Annotated in this window: 17 protein-coding genes; 3 read left to right on the forward strand and 14 right to left on the reverse strand. The window is 46.6% G+C overall.

The genetic code is table 11. From position 1 onward, the window contains the following. Window positions 1–120 precede the first annotated feature (120 nt). Together ACVBIL_RS10530 and ACVBIL_RS10535 are read left to right on the forward strand one after the other, a co-directional pair. A complete protein-coding gene (locus tag ACVBIL_RS10530) occupies window positions 121–1,098 on the forward strand; it encodes a transposase (RefSeq protein WP_447166938.1) in 978 nt (325 codons plus the stop codon). A gap of 202 nt (window positions 1,099–1,300) precedes the next feature. Next, window positions 1,301–1,690, forward strand: coding sequence for a histidine phosphatase family protein (locus ACVBIL_RS10535; protein WP_447166939.1), 390 nt, complete (start codon window positions 1,301–1,303; stop codon window positions 1,688–1,690). A 219-nt stretch (window positions 1,691–1,909) separates the two neighbouring features. Here ACVBIL_RS10535 and ACVBIL_RS10540 read toward each other — a convergent pair whose 3' ends face one another. Beyond that, window positions 1,910–2,671 carry a helix-turn-helix transcriptional regulator gene (locus ACVBIL_RS10540; protein WP_447166940.1) on the reverse strand — a complete coding sequence of 254 codons (762 nt, stop codon included), beginning with the start codon at window positions 2,669–2,671 and terminating at the stop codon, window positions 1,910–1,912. 114 nt (window positions 2,672–2,785) lie between these two features. Beyond that, the gene (locus ACVBIL_RS10545) at window positions 2,786–4,735 is read right to left on the reverse strand and encodes a hypothetical protein (RefSeq protein ID WP_447166941.1); all 1,950 of its coding nucleotides are present in this window, start codon (window positions 4,733–4,735) and stop codon (window positions 2,786–2,788) included. A 337-nt stretch (window positions 4,736–5,072) separates the two neighbouring features. Between ACVBIL_RS10545 and ACVBIL_RS10550 the strand changes: the two genes are divergently transcribed. Beyond that, window positions 5,073–5,237 (forward strand): RHS repeat-associated core domain-containing protein, encoded by a 165-nt coding sequence (locus ACVBIL_RS10550; protein ID WP_447166942.1) that lies wholly within the window; start codon window positions 5,073–5,075, stop codon window positions 5,235–5,237. Between the two features lie 394 nt (window positions 5,238–5,631). On the opposite strand, the gene ACVBIL_RS10555 is transcribed toward ACVBIL_RS10550, so the two are convergent. The 12 genes from ACVBIL_RS10555 to ACVBIL_RS10610 are packed head-to-tail and all read right to left on the reverse strand — an operon-like array spanning window position 5,632 to window position 16,634. Then, entirely contained in the window at window positions 5,632–6,675 is a 1,044-nt protein-coding gene (locus tag ACVBIL_RS10555; RefSeq protein ID WP_447166943.1) for a TIM barrel protein, read from the reverse strand. Window positions 6,676–6,707: 32 nt separating this feature from the next. After that, the gene (cobO, locus tag ACVBIL_RS10560) at window positions 6,708–7,292 is read right to left on the reverse strand and encodes a cob(I)yrinic acid a,c-diamide adenosyltransferase (protein WP_447166944.1); all 585 of its coding nucleotides are present in this window, start codon (window positions 7,290–7,292) and stop codon (window positions 6,708–6,710) included. A gap of 9 nt (window positions 7,293–7,301) precedes the next feature. Beyond that, a complete protein-coding gene (cobS, locus tag ACVBIL_RS10565) occupies window positions 7,302–8,075 on the reverse strand; it encodes an adenosylcobinamide-GDP ribazoletransferase (protein ID WP_447166945.1) in 774 nt (257 codons plus the stop codon). Next, the gene (locus tag ACVBIL_RS10570) at window positions 8,072–9,511 is read right to left on the reverse strand and encodes a cobyrinate a,c-diamide synthase (protein WP_447166946.1); all 1,440 of its coding nucleotides are present in this window, start codon (window positions 9,509–9,511) and stop codon (window positions 8,072–8,074) included. Before ACVBIL_RS10570 ends, cobS begins: the two co-directional genes overlap by 4 nt. Continuing rightward, window positions 9,508–10,980 carry a cobyric acid synthase gene (locus ACVBIL_RS10575; RefSeq protein WP_447166947.1) on the reverse strand — a complete coding sequence of 491 codons (1,473 nt, stop codon included), beginning with the start codon at window positions 10,978–10,980 and terminating at the stop codon, window positions 9,508–9,510. Before ACVBIL_RS10575 ends, ACVBIL_RS10570 begins: the two co-directional genes overlap by 4 nt. Next, window positions 10,977–12,071 (reverse strand): hypothetical protein, encoded by a 1,095-nt coding sequence (locus ACVBIL_RS10580; RefSeq protein WP_447166948.1) that lies wholly within the window; start codon window positions 12,069–12,071, stop codon window positions 10,977–10,979. The genes ACVBIL_RS10575 and ACVBIL_RS10580 overlap by 4 nt, the downstream gene beginning before the upstream one ends. A 1-nt stretch (window position 12,072) precedes the next feature. Next, window positions 12,073–12,711 carry a histidine phosphatase family protein gene (locus ACVBIL_RS10585; RefSeq protein ID WP_447166949.1) on the reverse strand — a complete coding sequence of 213 codons (639 nt, stop codon included), beginning with the start codon at window positions 12,709–12,711 and terminating at the stop codon, window positions 12,073–12,075. Window position 12,712: 1 nt separating this feature from the next. Beyond that, a complete protein-coding gene (gene cobU, locus ACVBIL_RS10590) occupies window positions 12,713–13,279 on the reverse strand; it encodes a bifunctional adenosylcobinamide kinase/adenosylcobinamide-phosphate guanylyltransferase (protein WP_447166950.1) in 567 nt (188 codons plus the stop codon). After that, the gene (locus ACVBIL_RS10595) at window positions 13,276–14,226 is read right to left on the reverse strand and encodes an ABC transporter substrate-binding protein (protein ID WP_447166951.1); all 951 of its coding nucleotides are present in this window, start codon (window positions 14,224–14,226) and stop codon (window positions 13,276–13,278) included. The genes cobU (ACVBIL_RS10590) and ACVBIL_RS10595 overlap by 4 nt, the downstream gene beginning before the upstream one ends. Window position 14,227: 1 nt before the next feature. Next, entirely contained in the window at window positions 14,228–14,824 is a 597-nt protein-coding gene (cobU, locus tag ACVBIL_RS10600; RefSeq protein ID WP_447166952.1) for a bifunctional adenosylcobinamide kinase/adenosylcobinamide-phosphate guanylyltransferase, read from the reverse strand. Next, entirely contained in the window at window positions 14,825–15,835 is a 1,011-nt protein-coding gene (locus ACVBIL_RS10605; protein ID WP_447166953.1) for a FecCD family ABC transporter permease, read from the reverse strand. After that, a complete protein-coding gene (locus ACVBIL_RS10610) occupies window positions 15,822–16,634 on the reverse strand; it encodes an ABC transporter ATP-binding protein (protein ID WP_447166954.1) in 813 nt (270 codons plus the stop codon). The genes ACVBIL_RS10605 and ACVBIL_RS10610 overlap by 14 nt, the downstream gene beginning before the upstream one ends. Window positions 16,635–16,670: the final 36 nt, after the last annotated feature.

The following is a 16,670-nucleotide window of genomic DNA, read 5'->3' on the forward strand; positions in this document are numbered from 1 at the left end:
GGTTATATTGCTGTCCCATAATCCCCTCCTAATCTTTTAAAAAAGTATAGGTGGTGCACTTCTAGGTTGAACGTGGCCTCCCTTACTAAGCTTTAGTTATTGCTGAAGTAGGAGGTAGTTATGCCCCGTTCTAGAAGTACGTTAATTAGCCTAGAAGACACACCCTATTACCACTGTTGTAGTCGTGTGGTTAGGCGTGCCTTCTTGTGCGGAGAGGATAAATATACAGGTAAGAACTATGACCATCGCCGTGGTTGGGTTGAGGCGCAAATATTGAAGTTAACTGAAGTGTTTGCAATTGACGTCGCTGCGTATTCAGTGATGAGTAATCATTTGCATGTGGTGCTTTATATCGACATAGAAACAGCCAACGCTTGGTCTGATAGAGAAGTCGTTGAGCAGTGGAATAAGCTGTTTAACGGTACTGATTTAACACTGAAATTTGCTAAAGGTGACGTAATTGAAGAGTGCATGGTAGCCGTACTGAAACACTTGATTGCGACTTACCGTTCACGCCTTAGCGATATCAGTTGGTTTATGAGGTGCTTAAACGAACCTATCGCAAGACAAGCCAATTATGAAGACAGCTGCACCGGACATTTCTGGGAAGGGCGCTTTAAAAGTCAGGCGTTACTCGATGAGGCCGCAGTGCTAGCCTGCATGGCCTATGTAGAGCTTAATCCTATTCGTGCCAATATGGCTAAAACGCCTGAAAAATCAGACTACACCAGTTTACAACTGAGAGTGAACGCCGCCCTGAAGGGGATGCAACCCGCTAAACTATTGCCTTTTATCGGTAATGAGAAAAAGCATCAGCCGAAAGGGATTAACTTCTCGCTTAAAGATTACTTAACACTTGTAGATGAAACCGGGCGAATTATTCGTGATGATAAACGAGGCACAATCTCTGCTAACGCAGAGAAGATACTGAACAGGCTCAATATTCCGAGCGAGAACTGGCTTAAGCTTGCTACTGATTTTGGCAAACTATTCCATGGGCCTGTTGGGTCGTTGCAAGAGATAACCCATTACTGTGAACATTTAGAAAAGCGGCGAAGGCACTTTGCTAATAGTTGCCGATATCTCTCAGCAAGCTAGGCTATTCTACCGATTTCCCACTCAGTTGGTAGATTAATTCTATGAACTAATTTACGTTGCCTCGAATTCAGAAATTTACCGCCTAATCCATGTTTATAGCGCCTTTTTCTACTCTCAATTGCACACCGTAAGTAACAAACTAACTGATGAGTACCACTGAATTGTTAATAACAAAAATAGACTGGTATGTTATTGATTTACAATGGGTGGCTTTACTTTTGTTCTGTCGACGGCAACGTACGTGAATGAGAGTTTGAATATTTCTACCCAGTCATCTTCGTTACTGCGTGAACGATGCTTTGGGGAATTACAAGGTCTATTAAGAGAGAAGGGCGATGATAGATGGCACGTTTATGATCAACGCTTCAATGCTAACCATATTGACATTAAGAATGCGGAGTCAGCCACTGCGGTATTAGCCAGAGTCGAAAAGTTTTTCGCCAGCATTGAGTGTTTAGACATTAATACCTTAGTGGTGATCGGGCACGGAGAGTGGCTACGGGTACTGCAAAATGTCGCAAGCGGGGTTGCACCTTGGTCCGATCAACAGCAAGTACCGGGAAACTGTGAGTTTTTCGAGTTTACGCTGTAAATTTCGTATGGCTGTAATCGGTAACTTTGTTACCACTTGGGGGCTTGAGCCTATGTGATGCCATCAACGGCCACAACCGCATCTACACTTGATAATTTTCTTCTTCAATTTGAGTCCAAGCGATTTAGTCTCTAAATTGAAAATGCCCCCAAATCATTAGTTTTCAATTCATTCAGTTGATTAGAATCATACAAAGACACAAAAATATAGAATGAACAATTAACCGTTTAATAATCCGAGGGAGTATCCCATACTGATCAACTGAACTCGGTTTTTGGCATTAAGCAGCTCTTTTAACCTATCCAAGTGATAGTTAACGCCGCTTTCCGTAATACAAAGCTTGGCAGCCAACTCCTCACTGGAGTAACCATCGGCGGTTAGCCTCAAAATTGTCAAAGAACGTTCCGACAGGCAGTTAAAATTGCTAATAGGGTTGAGCTGGCTAATATGTTGCTCATTGAAGTAACTGGCAAACATTATCAACTGGGCTTCGATCTCATTCTCATGTGGCAACAACCTTGCCAACAGATCTTCCCGCGGCAGATCAGAGAAAAAAACAAACGCACACAGCCAATCGGGATGATAGTTTGTTGGCATATGCCACACCCCACGACTGCAAAATCGGTGCTCTGCCATCAACCCTGCAAACCTCCGCCCTTTGGGGCCGCTAAAATCAGGATCGGCCCAAATACTCAATCCCATAGGATGAGGTCGGAAATACGCACTATCCTCCGATGCAAAGTACTGCAGATACATATGCCGAAATTTTCGAATACTCTCGCTAGAGTAAACTCCATATTGAGACTTGATCATATCGGATGGAATACGGCGTTTAAGGTTTTTAAACTGGTGGCTGTATGGCGGGATCACTTTCGTTGTGATCCCGTAAAAAAACTCAATGATCCCATATTGCCCCAAAAATCGGCTGACATTTTCTAAGATTATGGGGTTGATATCGCATCTTTGTGTGTAGGTGGTCATTGCCGTGTAATCATTCGCTCAAAAACAGCGGCATCCTACCACTGACTCACCACTGGAATACTGCTATTTATCACAGTAATCTGCGACAAATATGCCGCAGATTGACTTTTATCACTATTTATCTGGATGACAGGTCATACATGAGTATGGATCTGGGAACACATCACTCATATTCCAGTCGGAATTTTTTGAGTGCCAGATGTTGTCGTAGACCTCATAGTTACCCCACTTATCTCTGGGCAGTACATTCAGTAGACCGGGAACGGAATCGGGATAGACCTTATCATTACTCAGCAGCTCATCCTTGCTGTAGAGCTTTTTGCTGGAGGCGTCGCCGTGATGTTTAGGGGTATTGGCTTCCCCTGTATGACACCAGAAACAACGGGCTGTTTCATTATGTGCCAATGGTGCTCCATTGCTGCCATGACAAGTCGCACAGTAGTACGGCTGCATAGTGGAGAACCCATCAGTAGTGTTAATCGGCCAACTTTCCCCGCCATGTCCCAGAGGGTCCTTCTCTTCGACGTGACACTCAGTGCAATCAGAAATTTTCCAGCCAAAGTGTGATTCATTCAGAATTGCCGCATCCTTATCGTCTGCAGCGGGAAGATCAAATACCTGCAAAGAAGCGATATTTGAACCATCTCGGTCTTCACTAAAATCACGCTCTTTGGACTGAAGGCCATTGAATTCCTCCATGCCCCACAACGGGTAATGGCTCAGGTAGCCCGTCATCACGAACTCAACAGGCTGGTTCATAACCCAAACATCGCTCATCACATGAATAACGTTACCACCGAAGTTCGAGTTCCAATCCAGACGACAGTGCTCTGCATCCACCTCTAGATCCATGCCACCACTTTCAGGCCGGCTAAATTCACACTTAGCGTTCGGCTTGAAATCATTCATTACCGACATTTCACCATATGCTGTAGTCCAGCCTTTACCCACCTGAGAGTCAATACCATCGACACTGAACAGGGCAAAATGATCGACCTTGGCACCGGTGGACAGTGTTGGCCAATAGTTAAACTTAACATCGACGCCACGCTGCCTAGCCGATAAGAACACATCCATCTTGGTGATGACCCCAGGCTTAAAAATATCGGGTCGCATGTTATGTGCTGTCACCTCCAAGTTCTCAATCATCATTAGAGTGTCTTTGCTTCTGTCGTCTAAGTTGGCAGGATCGGGCTTGTTGATCATCAATTTTGGGACGATAACCTTGCCACCATTTTGCGCTAGACGCGCCATTTCTCTATCTTGTACCCATTGCCTTCTCTGGGTCATCTCCGGTGAAAAAGGCTGGAAACGCACCGACATGCCTGGTTGCAACACAACTTGATCTAAACGTTCATAATGACCTTCTCCTTGAGGCCCTTTTCCATCTAGAGTCCCATTAAGCTTTTTCTCCACGCCGCCATTTGACTTGATTCTTGCATGCCAATCTGGACTCTGGAAATTGCTATACACATTGGCATCACGCTCATCAAAGATCCCATCTTGGTTACGATCCCAAGAGATCATAAACTCATGGGCATCACGTCCGGTCTCCAATGGTAAAATCACTGAGTCAAAACGCAGATCTTTACGGGTATGTACTAGGTAGCGAAGTAGATCAAAGGCAGAGTAATGACCTTCAACAAAGATATCTGCACGGGCACTGCCAGCGCCTAAACCGTCGGGATTGGTGGACAGTACTTTAGCAATATCGGCGGCATTTAAGGTGTAGTACTGTTCGGGCTCATTAAAGACACCATTGGGATGTTCAGGCGTTTTATCTAGGTGCGCATCGCGCTCATCCACATGACCATCGCCATTGAGATCCTTACTTGGGTTATCAAGGTTGGCCTGTAGCCAATCCTTCAAGCGATCATCGTAACGGCCAAGATAGACTGTGATTTCGCCTTCAAATTTAGCGTTTGGCTTAACATCGATGCTTAGGAAATCGGGTTTAGGTTGTTCGGGCTCAGGCAAAGAGGGGGAAGCAGTCTCACTGTCACTACCACAGCCTCCGAGGAAGAAAGCAGTCAGCAACGCTGCCAGAGGAAGTTTGTTCATCATTTAATCTCTTTTTATATTATCACCTATATTGGGTGCTTGTGAGATTAGGATAAGCCAAGCAAATAACTACTATTAGATTTTGCAGCAAACTATCTGTTTTAGCAGGTTTTGTGACATGGTCATTAGAATGCAGCGTCGGATCCCCCGACGGGCACAGGCAAACAGGAAAGCTCTATAGCAAATACTCGGTATGTAAATTGAAGGAGATACCTCCTGACTAATCATTGACATCCATTGTAAATGGCATGTTTTAGACCGCCCTTGTTCAAAGTAGAAGTGCCACGTTCAACCTAGAAGTGCACCACCTATCCTTTGGCTTATCGACAAGATTAGTGGCTTGAACATAGGGTTACCGGGTCAGTACTATGATGCTGAAAAAGACAGTTGGCAAAATGGCTTTAGAGATTACGATGCAAAAACCGCAAGGTATATGCAAAGTGACCCTATTGGTTTAGCTGGAGGCATCAATTTATACCATTATGCGTTGAATTCATCGCTGTGATTTGGTTTGATGAAACAGGCTTAGGGCTGAAAGGTAATTGTAATGCACTGGATTGTATGGGGTGCCGCCCCCCAGAATCTGAACCCGACCAGCCTATTGTGAATCTGTATTCCTTAGGACCTTCGACAGCAGGGAAGCTGTCGTAGAGGCTATAGGGACCATTTCCGTTAAAAATAGAGGGGGCACAGTGTCACAGAAGTTTGCACATTCAGCAGCAGGCTATAAATCTAATTAAAGCCATACTATTCAGGGGCTAAATCTTAGAACTCAAGGATAAATACCAACTCAGACCAACTAACCCATTCGAAAGATATTTGAAACTTGTTATTCGACAAGTCAGCAAACTTCTGTCCGAAAACGAGCTTGTCATAATTGCCCTTAGCAGCGCACTTATTTACGCGATTTCTTTATCACTTGGCTGCACGTTATACTGCTGTTTTACTTGTAGTTTGGTGATGCAGGAGCGCTGAATATTTATACTGCGGCTCCATTCAAAAAGCGTTTTTTGCGAGACTTCGTGGACAAGATAATCGGGTTCGATAGCCGCAACTAGCGGGGAAAGCTCGACACTCTTAAAACCATTGTGAGGGTCTAAGTGAGTGATATGTTTTAGCGCAATATTAAATTGCTCCCAAAACCCGTGACATTCCTGGTAGCAAGTATGCACGGAGCTATCCTTTTCTTTGCGTGTTGATTTTAGAGGGGCTCGTTCACTGTCGCTCAAATTACTATTGAGATGTAGGGTTTTGATCTCTTGGTTTAAATCGAGTTGGCGCAGTCTGTTCAGTAAAAATGAAATCCCATCAGCTTCATTTGCTAAGCTGGTGGTCGACATCATGTGGCCAGTATCAAAACAAATCCCGCACTTGCTGTAGTTAACCCTTGCTCTTAAATCGTCGTATTCGCGTCTGCTATCTAGCCGAAAGCTCTGTTTCCACCACATATTTTCAAATAGTAACCAACCTTTGTACTTACTTTGGCTAAGGGCGAGGTTAAGTAGTTCACTACAAGCGGTAAGCGTATCCTCCAGTGACCACGGGAACTGCTGGCTAAACAGATGCTCCATATCGCAGTCCATAGGATGAAATACCACATAGGGTGCATTCAGACTCGCGGCAAGGTTGAGCTGGCTGATGATTACCTTGACGATATGCTCGGCATCGGTGCCACCATAAAATTGTTCTACGGTCTGCCAGTCTCCAAAGATCGTCATTAGCCGGTTGCGATCGTTATATAAAAGCGGCGTTAAGATGGGGAAGGACTGCAGATGAAAACCGCCGACCAAACGTGAGGGAATATCTTTCGCGTTAATAACGCCATGAGGATAAATCTCAAAGCCAGAAAGGTTCATGTTATTGAGCCATTCACCTGCGCTTTTCCAATTGTCGAATAGATGCCCTGGTTTCGGGGTAACGGTAATATTGGCTAACTGCAGCATCACTAATCCTCGTTTCTCAAACTGAAAGTGGACTACCAGTCCAAACCTTTACGTGCCATAAGGCCTTGATGAAAAGCATGCTTTTCAGGGCGCACTTCACTCACTGTATCGGCAAGCTCTTTAAGCTCGCGATGAGCTGCTCGTCCTGTGATGATTACCGACATCTCTTTAGGTCGCTGTTTTAGCGCAGTAATAATCTCGTTAAGATCAAGAAAGTCCCAAGTAATCATGTAAGTGAGTTCATCTAACAGCAGCATGTCCAACTCGGGATCTTGCAGCCAACGTTTTGCCTGTTGCCAAGCTTGCTCGGCGGCGAGTTTGTCTTGGGCTTTATCTTCGCTATTCCAGCTAAAGCCTGTAGCCATAGTATGAAAGGGGACATTAAGAGACTCGAGCAAATTACGTTCACCGCACTCGCCAACCCCTTTTACAAACTGCACTACAGCAACTTTTTGTTGATGGCCTAGGGCGCGAGTGATATTGCCAAAACCAGCGGTTGTCTTGCCTTTGCCGTTACCGGTGATCACTAATATTTGACCACGCTCTTCTTGCGCATTTTCCATCGCCTTTTCGACGTTCTGTTTATGTTGTTGCTGTTTTTTAGGATGGTAACTCATAGTATTGCCTTAGTTTGAAAGTGGTATTTGCAAATGGTAAGTAACGAAAAATATTAAGCCGACAATCTCGATGATCTGCTGCGTTGCGCCTAAGGTGTCGCCGGTATAGCCTTGAATATGACGCTGCATGAGTTTAATCAGGCTAATAAAGGTCACTAGCCAAACGGCCAATAACATCAGTGCATAGTTTAAGGGTAAAAACAGTAGTGGCAGCGCACCGCTAACACATAAAATAAACCTGTTTGTGAATGGTAACGCGGCATCTTTTTGCGGGGTTTTATTGTTACTGTCTTCTCTGGCATAGGGGAGATAAACCGCGACTAAGCCCGCGATAGCGCGGCTACCAGCGTGACAGACAATAAGACTGATGCAAGCAAGAGTGAGTGGCAGCTGAATTAGCGCAGTTACCTTGATAGCGAACGCGCATATAAGTGCCAGCACACCATAGGCCCCTATTTGGCTGTCTTTCATTATGGCGAGCTTGCGGCTCTTTTCCCAACCGCCGCCAAAGCCGTCACACAGATCGGCTAATCCATCTTCATGAAATGCACCCGTTAGCAGTATGATCAGCACCAGTGTTACCACCACCGCAAGCGCTTGGCCCATTAGCAATGTCAAGCCATACAGTAAGCCCGCGGCAACGGCACCGATTAACAGTCCAACAAAGGCAAACCAACGGCTAGATTGTGCGATGGCGGCGCCGTCTTTAGCGACCCAATTAGGCATAGGTAGCCGAGTGAGAAAGCTCGTGGCCGCAAGTATGGCGCCTAGATGGCGCTTCATCGTGATGAACCATCAGCCAGATTAAGCGGTTCTCGCTTAAATTGACTTAGAATTAGCTGGCCTAGAAACAGTTTGCAAACTAGCTGCGGTGAGCTGGGCAGATACCAGTGCACGTAGGAGGCAAGGGTGTTTTTGTAAAGAAACACCTTTTCCTGCATCTGGGTTTTACCCGCTTGGGAGGCAATTGCAATCGGTGCCAAATCAACACTCGATTTCGAGTAGTGAAAGCAGTGACCCGCCATGGTGTGTCCGTCAATCTCGGTGCTGAGCATGCCTAGCCCCTGTAGTTTGGGCTGCATTGTAGCGTGCCCTGGTAGTGCGCCGACCATAAGTGCGCTTTCATTATTCTTAGTTGTTAACCGCTCAAGTAGGTAGAGCATGCCGCCACACTCGGCCAAGGTCGGCTTATTGCTGTTGATGTGTTGCTGGATAGACTGGCACATAGAAGTGTTTTCGCTGAGGGTGTTAAGGTGTAACTCTGGATACCCCCCAGGTAGGTACAGGCTATCGGCTGTTGGCATGACCGCATCGGTTATCGGGGAGAAATAACAAATGCTCGCGCCTAAGTGTTCAAGTAGGCTGATATTATCGCGATAGATAAACGAGAAGGCGGCATCTTTGGCTACCGCGATTGTCTGTCCTTTTAATGGCTGATACCGTGATTGTGATAAGACTGCTGATGATAAAAATTCGCCAATAATCTCTTGTTCAGGTTTGAAGCCGACGGCTTCGAAACAGGCTGCTTCAAAACAGCCAGCTTCAAAGCAAACAGGCTCAGGTAGTGATAGGGCGCAGTTATCAGCGAGAACTTTTGCACTGTGCTCAAGCCATTCATCTATAGCTTCAATCTCTTGGGCTTGAACTAGTCCAAGGTGTCTTTCTGGAAGAGCAAGGCTTGGATCTCGTGGCATCGCACCACAAAATCTAATTCCTTCGGGTAAGCTATCTTTAAGCATTAACGCATGGCCGGGGCTGCCTACATAATTGGCGATGACGCCAAACAGAGTGACATCTTTTTGATAGTGAGCCAGGCCATAGGCTATTGCGCCAAAGGTTTGCGCCATTTTAGCCGCTGGGATCACCGCAAGCATGGGAATACCAAACTTCGCCGCTAGACTGGCGCTGTTGTTATCACCATCAAACATACCCATCACGCCTTCGACAAGAATGAGGTCTGCGTCTAGGGCTGCTTGATAGAGATGCTGTCTACAAATCGTTTCTCCCATCATGCCCAGATCCAGCTGATGGCTAGGTTGTCCACTGGCAAACTCATGAAAGATAGGATCGATAAAGTCAGGCCCAGTTTTAAATACTCTGACTTTTTTGCCTTGGTTTCGCCAGTATCTAGCCATTGCCGATACTAGTGTGGTCTTGCCACTGTCACTACTTGGCGCCGTTATAAATAGGGCGGGGCAATAGGCTTTAAGCTTACTCATGCCTTAAAGCCCTCAAGGCCCTTAAATATTGCGTTAAGATCGAGTGATTCTTCAAGACTATCGGCGAGTCTGTTTAGGTTATCTTCTCTAAGACGGGTCATATCTTGCGCTTTGCTTTGCTTGTAACCCGCCCAATTTAGCAGAGCATTGCAGGCCTCTGGTTCGTCAAAAAAACCATGAAGATAGGTGCCTAGCACTTGATCATTTTGGCACAGCGCGCCATCGGGATAGGCGTTAGAGTCTTTACCCAGTGTGATGGGTTGTTGTTCGTTAACCTTGCTGACTCCGGCATGAATTTCGTAGCCCTTAACAGGGTAGCTATTCCCCATAAGAGTGAGCAGACCGTCGATCTGTTTGAGGGTTTTATGTTTCTCAAGTGTGGTAGTCACATTGAGGTAGCCAAGGCCATCACATTGGCCAATTTCGCTTTCGACACCATAGGGATCATCAATACTCAGCCCTAGCATCTGATAGCCACCACAAATGCCAATGATCTTGCCGCCAAATCTCAAATGACGGGCTATCTGCTTATCCCAGCCTCTATCTCTAAGGGCTTGTAAGTCGCCGCGTACGTTTTTAGACCCTGGTAAAATAATTAAGTCTGCTGCAGGAAGAGGATCGCCTGGTTTAACAAAACAAAGATCGACACCAGGATGTAATCTCAGCGCGTCAAAATCGGTATGGTTGCTTATTCTAGGTAGGCCAGGAACCACAATTTTAAACTGACAGTCATCATCGAGTTGCTGCTGATTGATAGCATCTTCCGCTTCTAGATAGAGTCCATGTAGGTAGGGCACTACGCCTAAAACGGGCACGCCTGTCTTTTCAGTTAACCAAGTCAGGCCACTTTCAAGTAGCGTAATATCGCCTCTAAAGCGGTTGATAATAAAGCCCTTAACCAGCTTTTTCTCATCATCACTGAGTAGATCATAGGTGCCGTAAAGGTGGGCGAATACGCCGCCTCTATCGATATCGGCGACGATCACCACTGGCGTATTCGCCGCTAATGCAAAGCCCATGTTGGCAATGTCGTGTTCACGAAGGTTAACTTCGGCAGGGCTGCCGGCACCTTCAACCAGTCTTGCCTGCATGCCTTGTCCGAGGATGTCAAAACTTTCTAACACCATCTCCAACAGTTGAGGTTTAAAGCTGTGGTAACTGACGGCATTCATATCTTCTATCGCTTTGCCGCGAATAATGACTTGCGCGCCCGTATCAGTATTGGGCTTAAGCAGAATCGGATTCATATGCACACTTAAGGGTAGGTTACAGGCTTGAGCCTGCACCGCCTGTGCGCGGCCAATCTCGCCACCATCGGGGGTAACCGCACTGTTAAGTGCCATATTTTGTGGCTTAAACGGGGCGACTTTAATCCCTTTTCTAGCGAGCACCCGGCAAAGCCCGGCAACCATGACGCTTTTACCAGCATCGCTTGTGGTGCCTTGCACCATTAATTTAAAACCGCTCATGCTATATTTCTCTTTAACAAAAGGTTTCTTTCTAATAAAAGTTTTTCATCTACAAAATGACTAATATGAAGCTGTACCGCACTTTCTAGTGAGTCGATTATCTGTTGTTCACTCCAACCCAGCTCTTCAGCAATCACTAGGCAACCGCCCAAACCACAGCCTTCAACCACGATTCCTTGCTCATAAACGTTGAGGCATTCAAGCGTTGACGCATTAAAGTTCGTTGTGTTGGCGTTTATCTCATCACCGGCATTGAAATGATTGAGTACATGAAAGCCGTCTCCTTGAAGTACCCATCGGGTGGTTGAGATCTTAACGGCCTGATTGAGAAACTTTGCCTGTCGTGACGCTAATAAGGGCGCAACAAACATCATGCCGCCAGCAAAGTGGGGCAGGGATAATGGGCTCGGCCAATGACGAACAAGTAAGCAAATGGCCTTTTGAATATCATCATGAAACTGTGTGTCGGCGAGGACATCATCCAGATTGAATTTTGAATTTTCAGCAAGATATTGCTGTTCTATTTGCGCCAGTATTTGTGATTTACTGGCCAGCTTATCTTTGTCCAGCGTACTTCCCGCGGGGGACAGACGCAGACCCGTTAGCAGGCGTAACCAGAATGTCGAAAAGGTGGTTCCGCCAACGCCGCACTCGGCCAAAATACTGATGCAACCGCGCTGCGCCTGAGAGGTTAATATCGGTAACAGGTGCTCGCTGACAAGTCGCTCGGCATTGCTGTTAATGCCGCCGAAGTGTTGGTTGACGCTTAGCCAATCCTGGCTAGTGACTTGGGGCCTAGGCACATTGAAGTTGAAACTATTAAATTCTATCTTGTAGCCAGCCTGATAAAACATTCTAAGTAGGCCACGTGTTAACACCGCCGGGCTTATTCCGCGATTAGGCAGCAGCCCATTACCGCGAATTGATAACCCGGGCAGTGGTGTTTGACTTTGACCACAGACGATAAGTTCGGTATCTCTGGTGGGGGTCAGGTGCATTAAGTTTTGCCCGACACCCGCATCCGATAGTTGATGCAAGCTAGGTAACTGAGTGGCCGCGCCGTTTAATATATTAAAACAGATCGTTTTCATTTTATTTATCCAGCAGAGAGTGTTGATAAGCACAAGGGTTGTGAAGGCCTTGCAGTTGCGGCCAAAGAAGGTCCGCCTCGTCGATATAGGTGTTGAAATGCAATAGCGCAGCGTGATCTAGCTGTATGCGACTAAGGTGTGGATTGCCTTGTCGACCACTATTAAGTAGCCAAGCGAGAATTATCCGCATCACCCCTGAGTGGCTAATGATTAACAACCTCTTTCCTGAGTATGTATGGCTTAACTTTTCGATACTCGATGTCACCCTTTGCAGTAGTGAAAGTGTTGACTCACCATCAGGCGGAGTATGTTCGAACGGCGCGTTCCAAAACTGGCTGTAAGATGGCTTATTATCTTGCCAAAGCTCAGCGATCGCTTTGCCGTCCCAACGGCCGAAATCTAACTCTTGCCATGTATCATCTAGAGTTAATTCGCAATGACGCTCTTGAGCCAACTGCCGAGCATAAGCACTGCAACGCAGTAGTGGCGAGCTGATAATTAGATCGAACTTAAGCGCGTCGATGCTGCTTTGCATCTGCTGCCAACCTTTTTCAGTGAGCGGCACATTGGTGTGACCAAGCAAGCAATCTGCCTGTTCGGGCAGACCATGTCGCAGCACCGAGAAATGGGTATAGCTCATCTTAAGCTCCCACCACTAATGCGGTACTGTCTAGGTGATTTTTAGGATTAGCGTTCAGTCCGTCAGGTGTTTTTAAAGGAATCGCTATTCCACCTTGGCAAAAGCAGACCTTGTCGGCAATCGCAGCAATCTTTTGGTGCATTAGGCCACTGAAATTGACAAATTGCTGGCTCATTTCATCATCGGGGATCAAGCTTTGGCCGACTTCCGTGCTGACTAAGACAACGTGGCATTGAAGTGAGTTTAAAGTGCGACAAAGCTGCTCTATCTGCTCCATTAAGCAGTGCTTGACCATGAGTTGATTAGTTAGCCAAAGCGTAAGGCAATCAATAATGATAATGCGCTGTTTAGCGTCTAATGCTTTAAGATTCCTTGATAATTCGAGAGGTACCTCAACGGTTGTCCAGTGATTGGGGCGCTGCGCTTTATGCAGGGATATCCTATCAGCCATAGAACGACTGGCCCTCGCCGTTGCGATATAGATTGTCTCTCGCTCGGCATCTATCACTTCTTGCTCAGCAAGTCCGGATTTTCCACTTCTGGCGCCGCCTAGATATAAGCTGATCATTGCTGTGCCTGCAAAAGTGACAAGTCAGTTGTTTGTTCAGTCTGGCTCGCATATTTGTTGCTGCGCACTTGATCGATGATGTCACAAACCAGTTGCATGCCTTGTAATACGCGGGGGCCAGTTCGATGCACAAGGTCGCCTTCAATGGTCATGATATGCTTGTTTGCAACAGCGGGGATCTCAGGCCATTTATCCCATTTTACCGCATCTTGATCGCCACTACCGTGGTATACCGGTTTGATGATCACCTCTGGAGTCGATATGAGCACCTGCTCAAGACTGACTTGAGGATATTCGCTGACGCTATTGGCAAAAACGTTGTTCGCACCGCAGCCAGAGAATATCTCATTCATCCAAGGGCTAGCGGTTGTCGTTAACGGCATAGGCCATACCTGATAAAACAGATTAACTGCAGGTTTGTGTTGATAGGTTTGCTTAATCTCTGCCAATTTAAGATTAAACCTGTCGGCGCTTTTCTTAGCTTCAATGTTTCGGCCAGTCAGCTCACCGAGCTCCACAAGACGAAGCGGGATCTGCTTAAGCTCACTGACACTTGCATCTACTACCTTAAAACCCAGCTCTTTTAGTCTTGATTGCATTGTCGCTGTAGTGGTACCGCTAACGATAATGGCATCGGGCTGAAGCAACATTATCGCTTCATAATCGATAAAGTCGTGACGACCGATACGACGAATTTGCTTAGCGGCGCGGGGGTAGTCGGCGTACTCGACCGTGCCGATAATGTTAGCGCCGGCGTCGATTTCAAATAGCATCTCAACGGCGTGGGGCGACAGGGCGATAAGCCGAGTTTGCTGGTCAGCACTTGCAGGTAAACTGACGCCTAATGCAAGGCTTAAACTTAGCGCTTGTAAAATACGTTGCTGCCAAATCGGGCGCGTATTAACAGAGATAGCACCTTTAGAAGTATTAGAAGAGGTGTGTATCATCTTATGCTCCCAACAATATGGGTGCTGGCGACTTGAGCGGGTTGGATTGTTGTGATTTATGCGCTGAAGCAATAGGTACCTGAGTTTTAAGCAGAAGCGGCAAGCCCGCGACTACCATGGTGACCTTGTCGACTTCTCTTGCCAGTGCCTGATGTAACCAACCTGACTCATCGACAAACTCTCTAGATAACTCACCCAAAGGCACCACGCCCTGACCAACTTCGTTACTGATAAACACCACCTCTCCCGGCAGTTGTTGCAGTGCGGTAAGCAGAGCCTGTTTCTCCTGTTGCCAGTTGCGTTCACTCAGCTGGATATTGGAAAGCCATAGAGTGAGACAATCGACTAAAATAAGGTTATCGGCTTGGCTGTGCTTAAGCAGTGCTTGGGGTAAATCCAAACTCGTTTCAACTAGCAGCCACTCTTTTGGGCGATGACTTTTGTGGTGAGCAATACGTTTCGCCATAGCGCCTTCGGTGTTTTCGGCTGTGGCGATGACAATCACATCGCCGTCAGTTTGAGCCTGCCAGTGAGTGGCATATTCCTGTGCTAAACGACTTTTACCTGAACGTGCACCACCAATGATTAATTGCTTCATTTATCTAAACCCTTGCTTACGCTTAACCAACAAACCTATGAAAAATACGCTGCCCAACATGGCTGTCATTACGCCTACAGGTAGTTCCTGTGATGGCAGTAATAATCTAGCTAGCAGGTCAACCCACACCATTAAAATACCGCCAAGCAACGCCGTGGCAATCAGTGAGCTTGATGAGGCTGAGCCGATAAGCATGCGCACGATATGGGGAACCATTAGCCCGACAAATCCGATACCACCACAAGTCGCAACGAGAGATGAGGTCATTAGGGCTGTGAGGAGTAACATGCCTAAACGCAGTGGTAGTACGGCAACACCTTGTGTGTGAGCACTTTCGTCACCCACCATTAGTGCCTGCAGTGGTCGCTGAAACTGATAAATAATCAACGTCGCCGAGAGTACGATCAAGCTCGGTAGCATGATTGAGCCCCAGGTTGCTCGGCTAAAACTGCCCATCGACCAAAACAGTACGGCTTGCATCGCTTGGGGATCGGAAAAATACAGAATGAGGTTGGCAATCGATGAAAGTAAGAAGGAGATAGCTACGCCCGACAGCACCAAGGTTTCGACTTGACCATCTTTTGCCATCACGACAACGACAGCCACCGCAATTAATGAGCCTAGAAATGCACTGATAGGTAGCGGTAAAAATGTTAAACCACCGGTTAAAGCAAGAATTGCTCCAAGTGATGCGCCGGCAGAGATCCCGAACAGGTAAGGGTCGGCAAGTGGATTTTTGGTCACACTTTGCAACACTGATCCCGATACCGCCAATCCTGCACCGCAAACCATGGCCATTAATGCCCGCGGCATTCTCAGTTCGATAATGATGCGATCGGCAAGAGTAGCACTCGATTCTGTATTAAATAGGGCGTTTAGAGTACGGATTATGGCGCCGATAACTTCTTTGAGGCTAATGTCCGCAGTACCCAGAGCAATGGCTGTTAAAGGCGAGAATACTGCAAGCGGGATCAACAGAAGCAGTAACATTTTGGGGTTAAACAGCTGCATGGCGTCCCCCATCAAAGTGGTAGGTGATCCTTGGATGACTCCCTTGCGGGTGTCTGTCGACCTCGGTTTTAATGCCGTAAATATTTTCGATGCTAGCAGGGGTTAGCACTTGCGCTGGAGTGCCACTCTTAATTAACTTACCTTCTCTTAGCAACAATAATTTATCGCAAAAAGCACTGGCAAGGTTTAGGTCATGAATCGTCGCCACCACGGTGATTTCAAGACTTTTTATCAAGGTTAAAATTTCAACTTGATAACCCACATCTAAATGATTAGTTGGCTCATCGAGCAGTAGCACCTCTGGTTTTTGTAAAAGGGCTCTAGCGATAAGTAGGCGCTGACGTTCACCACCGGAGAGCGACTCAAATATTTGATCGGCTTTACTTGTGAGCCCAACTAGAGATAGCACCCGATCGATTTCGTGCTTTTCTGCAGTTTGGTTGATGCTTTGCCACCATTTTTGCTGGTTGATCAAACCTGTCGCGAGCAGTTGTCTTGCGGTCATCGAAAACCCAACTGGCGTGTGCTGCAGTACCACCGCGACTTTAGAGGCGAATTCTCGGTGCGAAATAGCACGAATATTCTGATTATTGAGGCGGATCTCTCCGTTATCTGGACTCAGATACTTATACATACAGCGCAGTAAAGACGATTTACCGACTCCATTGGGTCCCAAGATCCCAACGAAACTGCCTCTTTCAATAGTGAAGCTTAAGTTGTCGAGCACCTTCTTGGACGAAGTTGACCAACTTATATGATTAACTTCCATATGGGAGTTTGCTTGAAATTTTATCGGCATTAAAGGGATCCAATGTAGCGCCGACATTGTCGGCGC

It is taken from the genome of Shewanella sp. 125m-7 (assembly GCF_052977045.1).

Bases quoted from the DNA above. Each gene is read 5' to 3' on its own strand.
- ACVBIL_RS10530 (WP_447166938.1), top strand. From the start codon at position 121: ATGCCCCGTTCTAGAAGTACGTTAATTAGCCTAGAAGACACACCCTAT.
- ACVBIL_RS10535 (WP_447166939.1), top strand. From the start codon at position 1,301: ATGGGTGGCTTTACTTTTGTTCTGTCGACGGCAACGTACGTGAATGAG.
- ACVBIL_RS10540 (WP_447166940.1), bottom strand. From the start codon at position 2,671: ATGACCACCTACACACAAAGATGCGATATCAACCCCATAATCTTAGAA.
- ACVBIL_RS10545 (WP_447166941.1), bottom strand. From the start codon at position 4,735: ATGATGAACAAACTTCCTCTGGCAGCGTTGCTGACTGCTTTCTTCCTC.
- ACVBIL_RS10555 (WP_447166943.1), bottom strand. From the start codon at position 6,675: ATGCTGCAGTTAGCCAATATTACCGTTACCCCGAAACCAGGGCATCTA.
- cobO (WP_447166944.1), bottom strand. From the start codon at position 7,292: ATGAGTTACCATCCTAAAAAACAGCAACAACATAAACAGAACGTCGAA.
- cobS (WP_447166945.1), bottom strand. From the start codon at position 8,075: ATGAAGCGCCATCTAGGCGCCATACTTGCGGCCACGAGCTTTCTCACT.
- ACVBIL_RS10570 (WP_447166946.1), bottom strand. From the start codon at position 9,511: ATGAGTAAGCTTAAAGCCTATTGCCCCGCCCTATTTATAACGGCGCCA.
- ACVBIL_RS10575 (WP_447166947.1), bottom strand. From the start codon at position 10,980: ATGAGCGGTTTTAAATTAATGGTGCAAGGCACCACAAGCGATGCTGGT.
- ACVBIL_RS10580 (WP_447166948.1), bottom strand. From the start codon at position 12,071: ATGAAAACGATCTGTTTTAATATATTAAACGGCGCGGCCACTCAGTTA.
- ACVBIL_RS10585 (WP_447166949.1), bottom strand. From the start codon at position 12,711: ATGAGCTATACCCATTTCTCGGTGCTGCGACATGGTCTGCCCGAACAG.
- cobU (WP_447166950.1), bottom strand. From the start codon at position 13,279: ATGATCAGCTTATATCTAGGCGGCGCCAGAAGTGGAAAATCCGGACTT.
- ACVBIL_RS10595 (WP_447166951.1), bottom strand. From the start codon at position 14,226: ATGATACACACCTCTTCTAATACTTCTAAAGGTGCTATCTCTGTTAAT.
- cobU (WP_447166952.1), bottom strand. From the start codon at position 14,824: ATGAAGCAATTAATCATTGGTGGTGCACGTTCAGGTAAAAGTCGTTTA.
- ACVBIL_RS10605 (WP_447166953.1), bottom strand. From the start codon at position 15,835: ATGCAGCTGTTTAACCCCAAAATGTTACTGCTTCTGTTGATCCCGCTT.
- ACVBIL_RS10610 (WP_447166954.1), bottom strand. From the start codon at position 16,634: ATGCCGATAAAATTTCAAGCAAACTCCCATATGGAAGTTAATCATATA.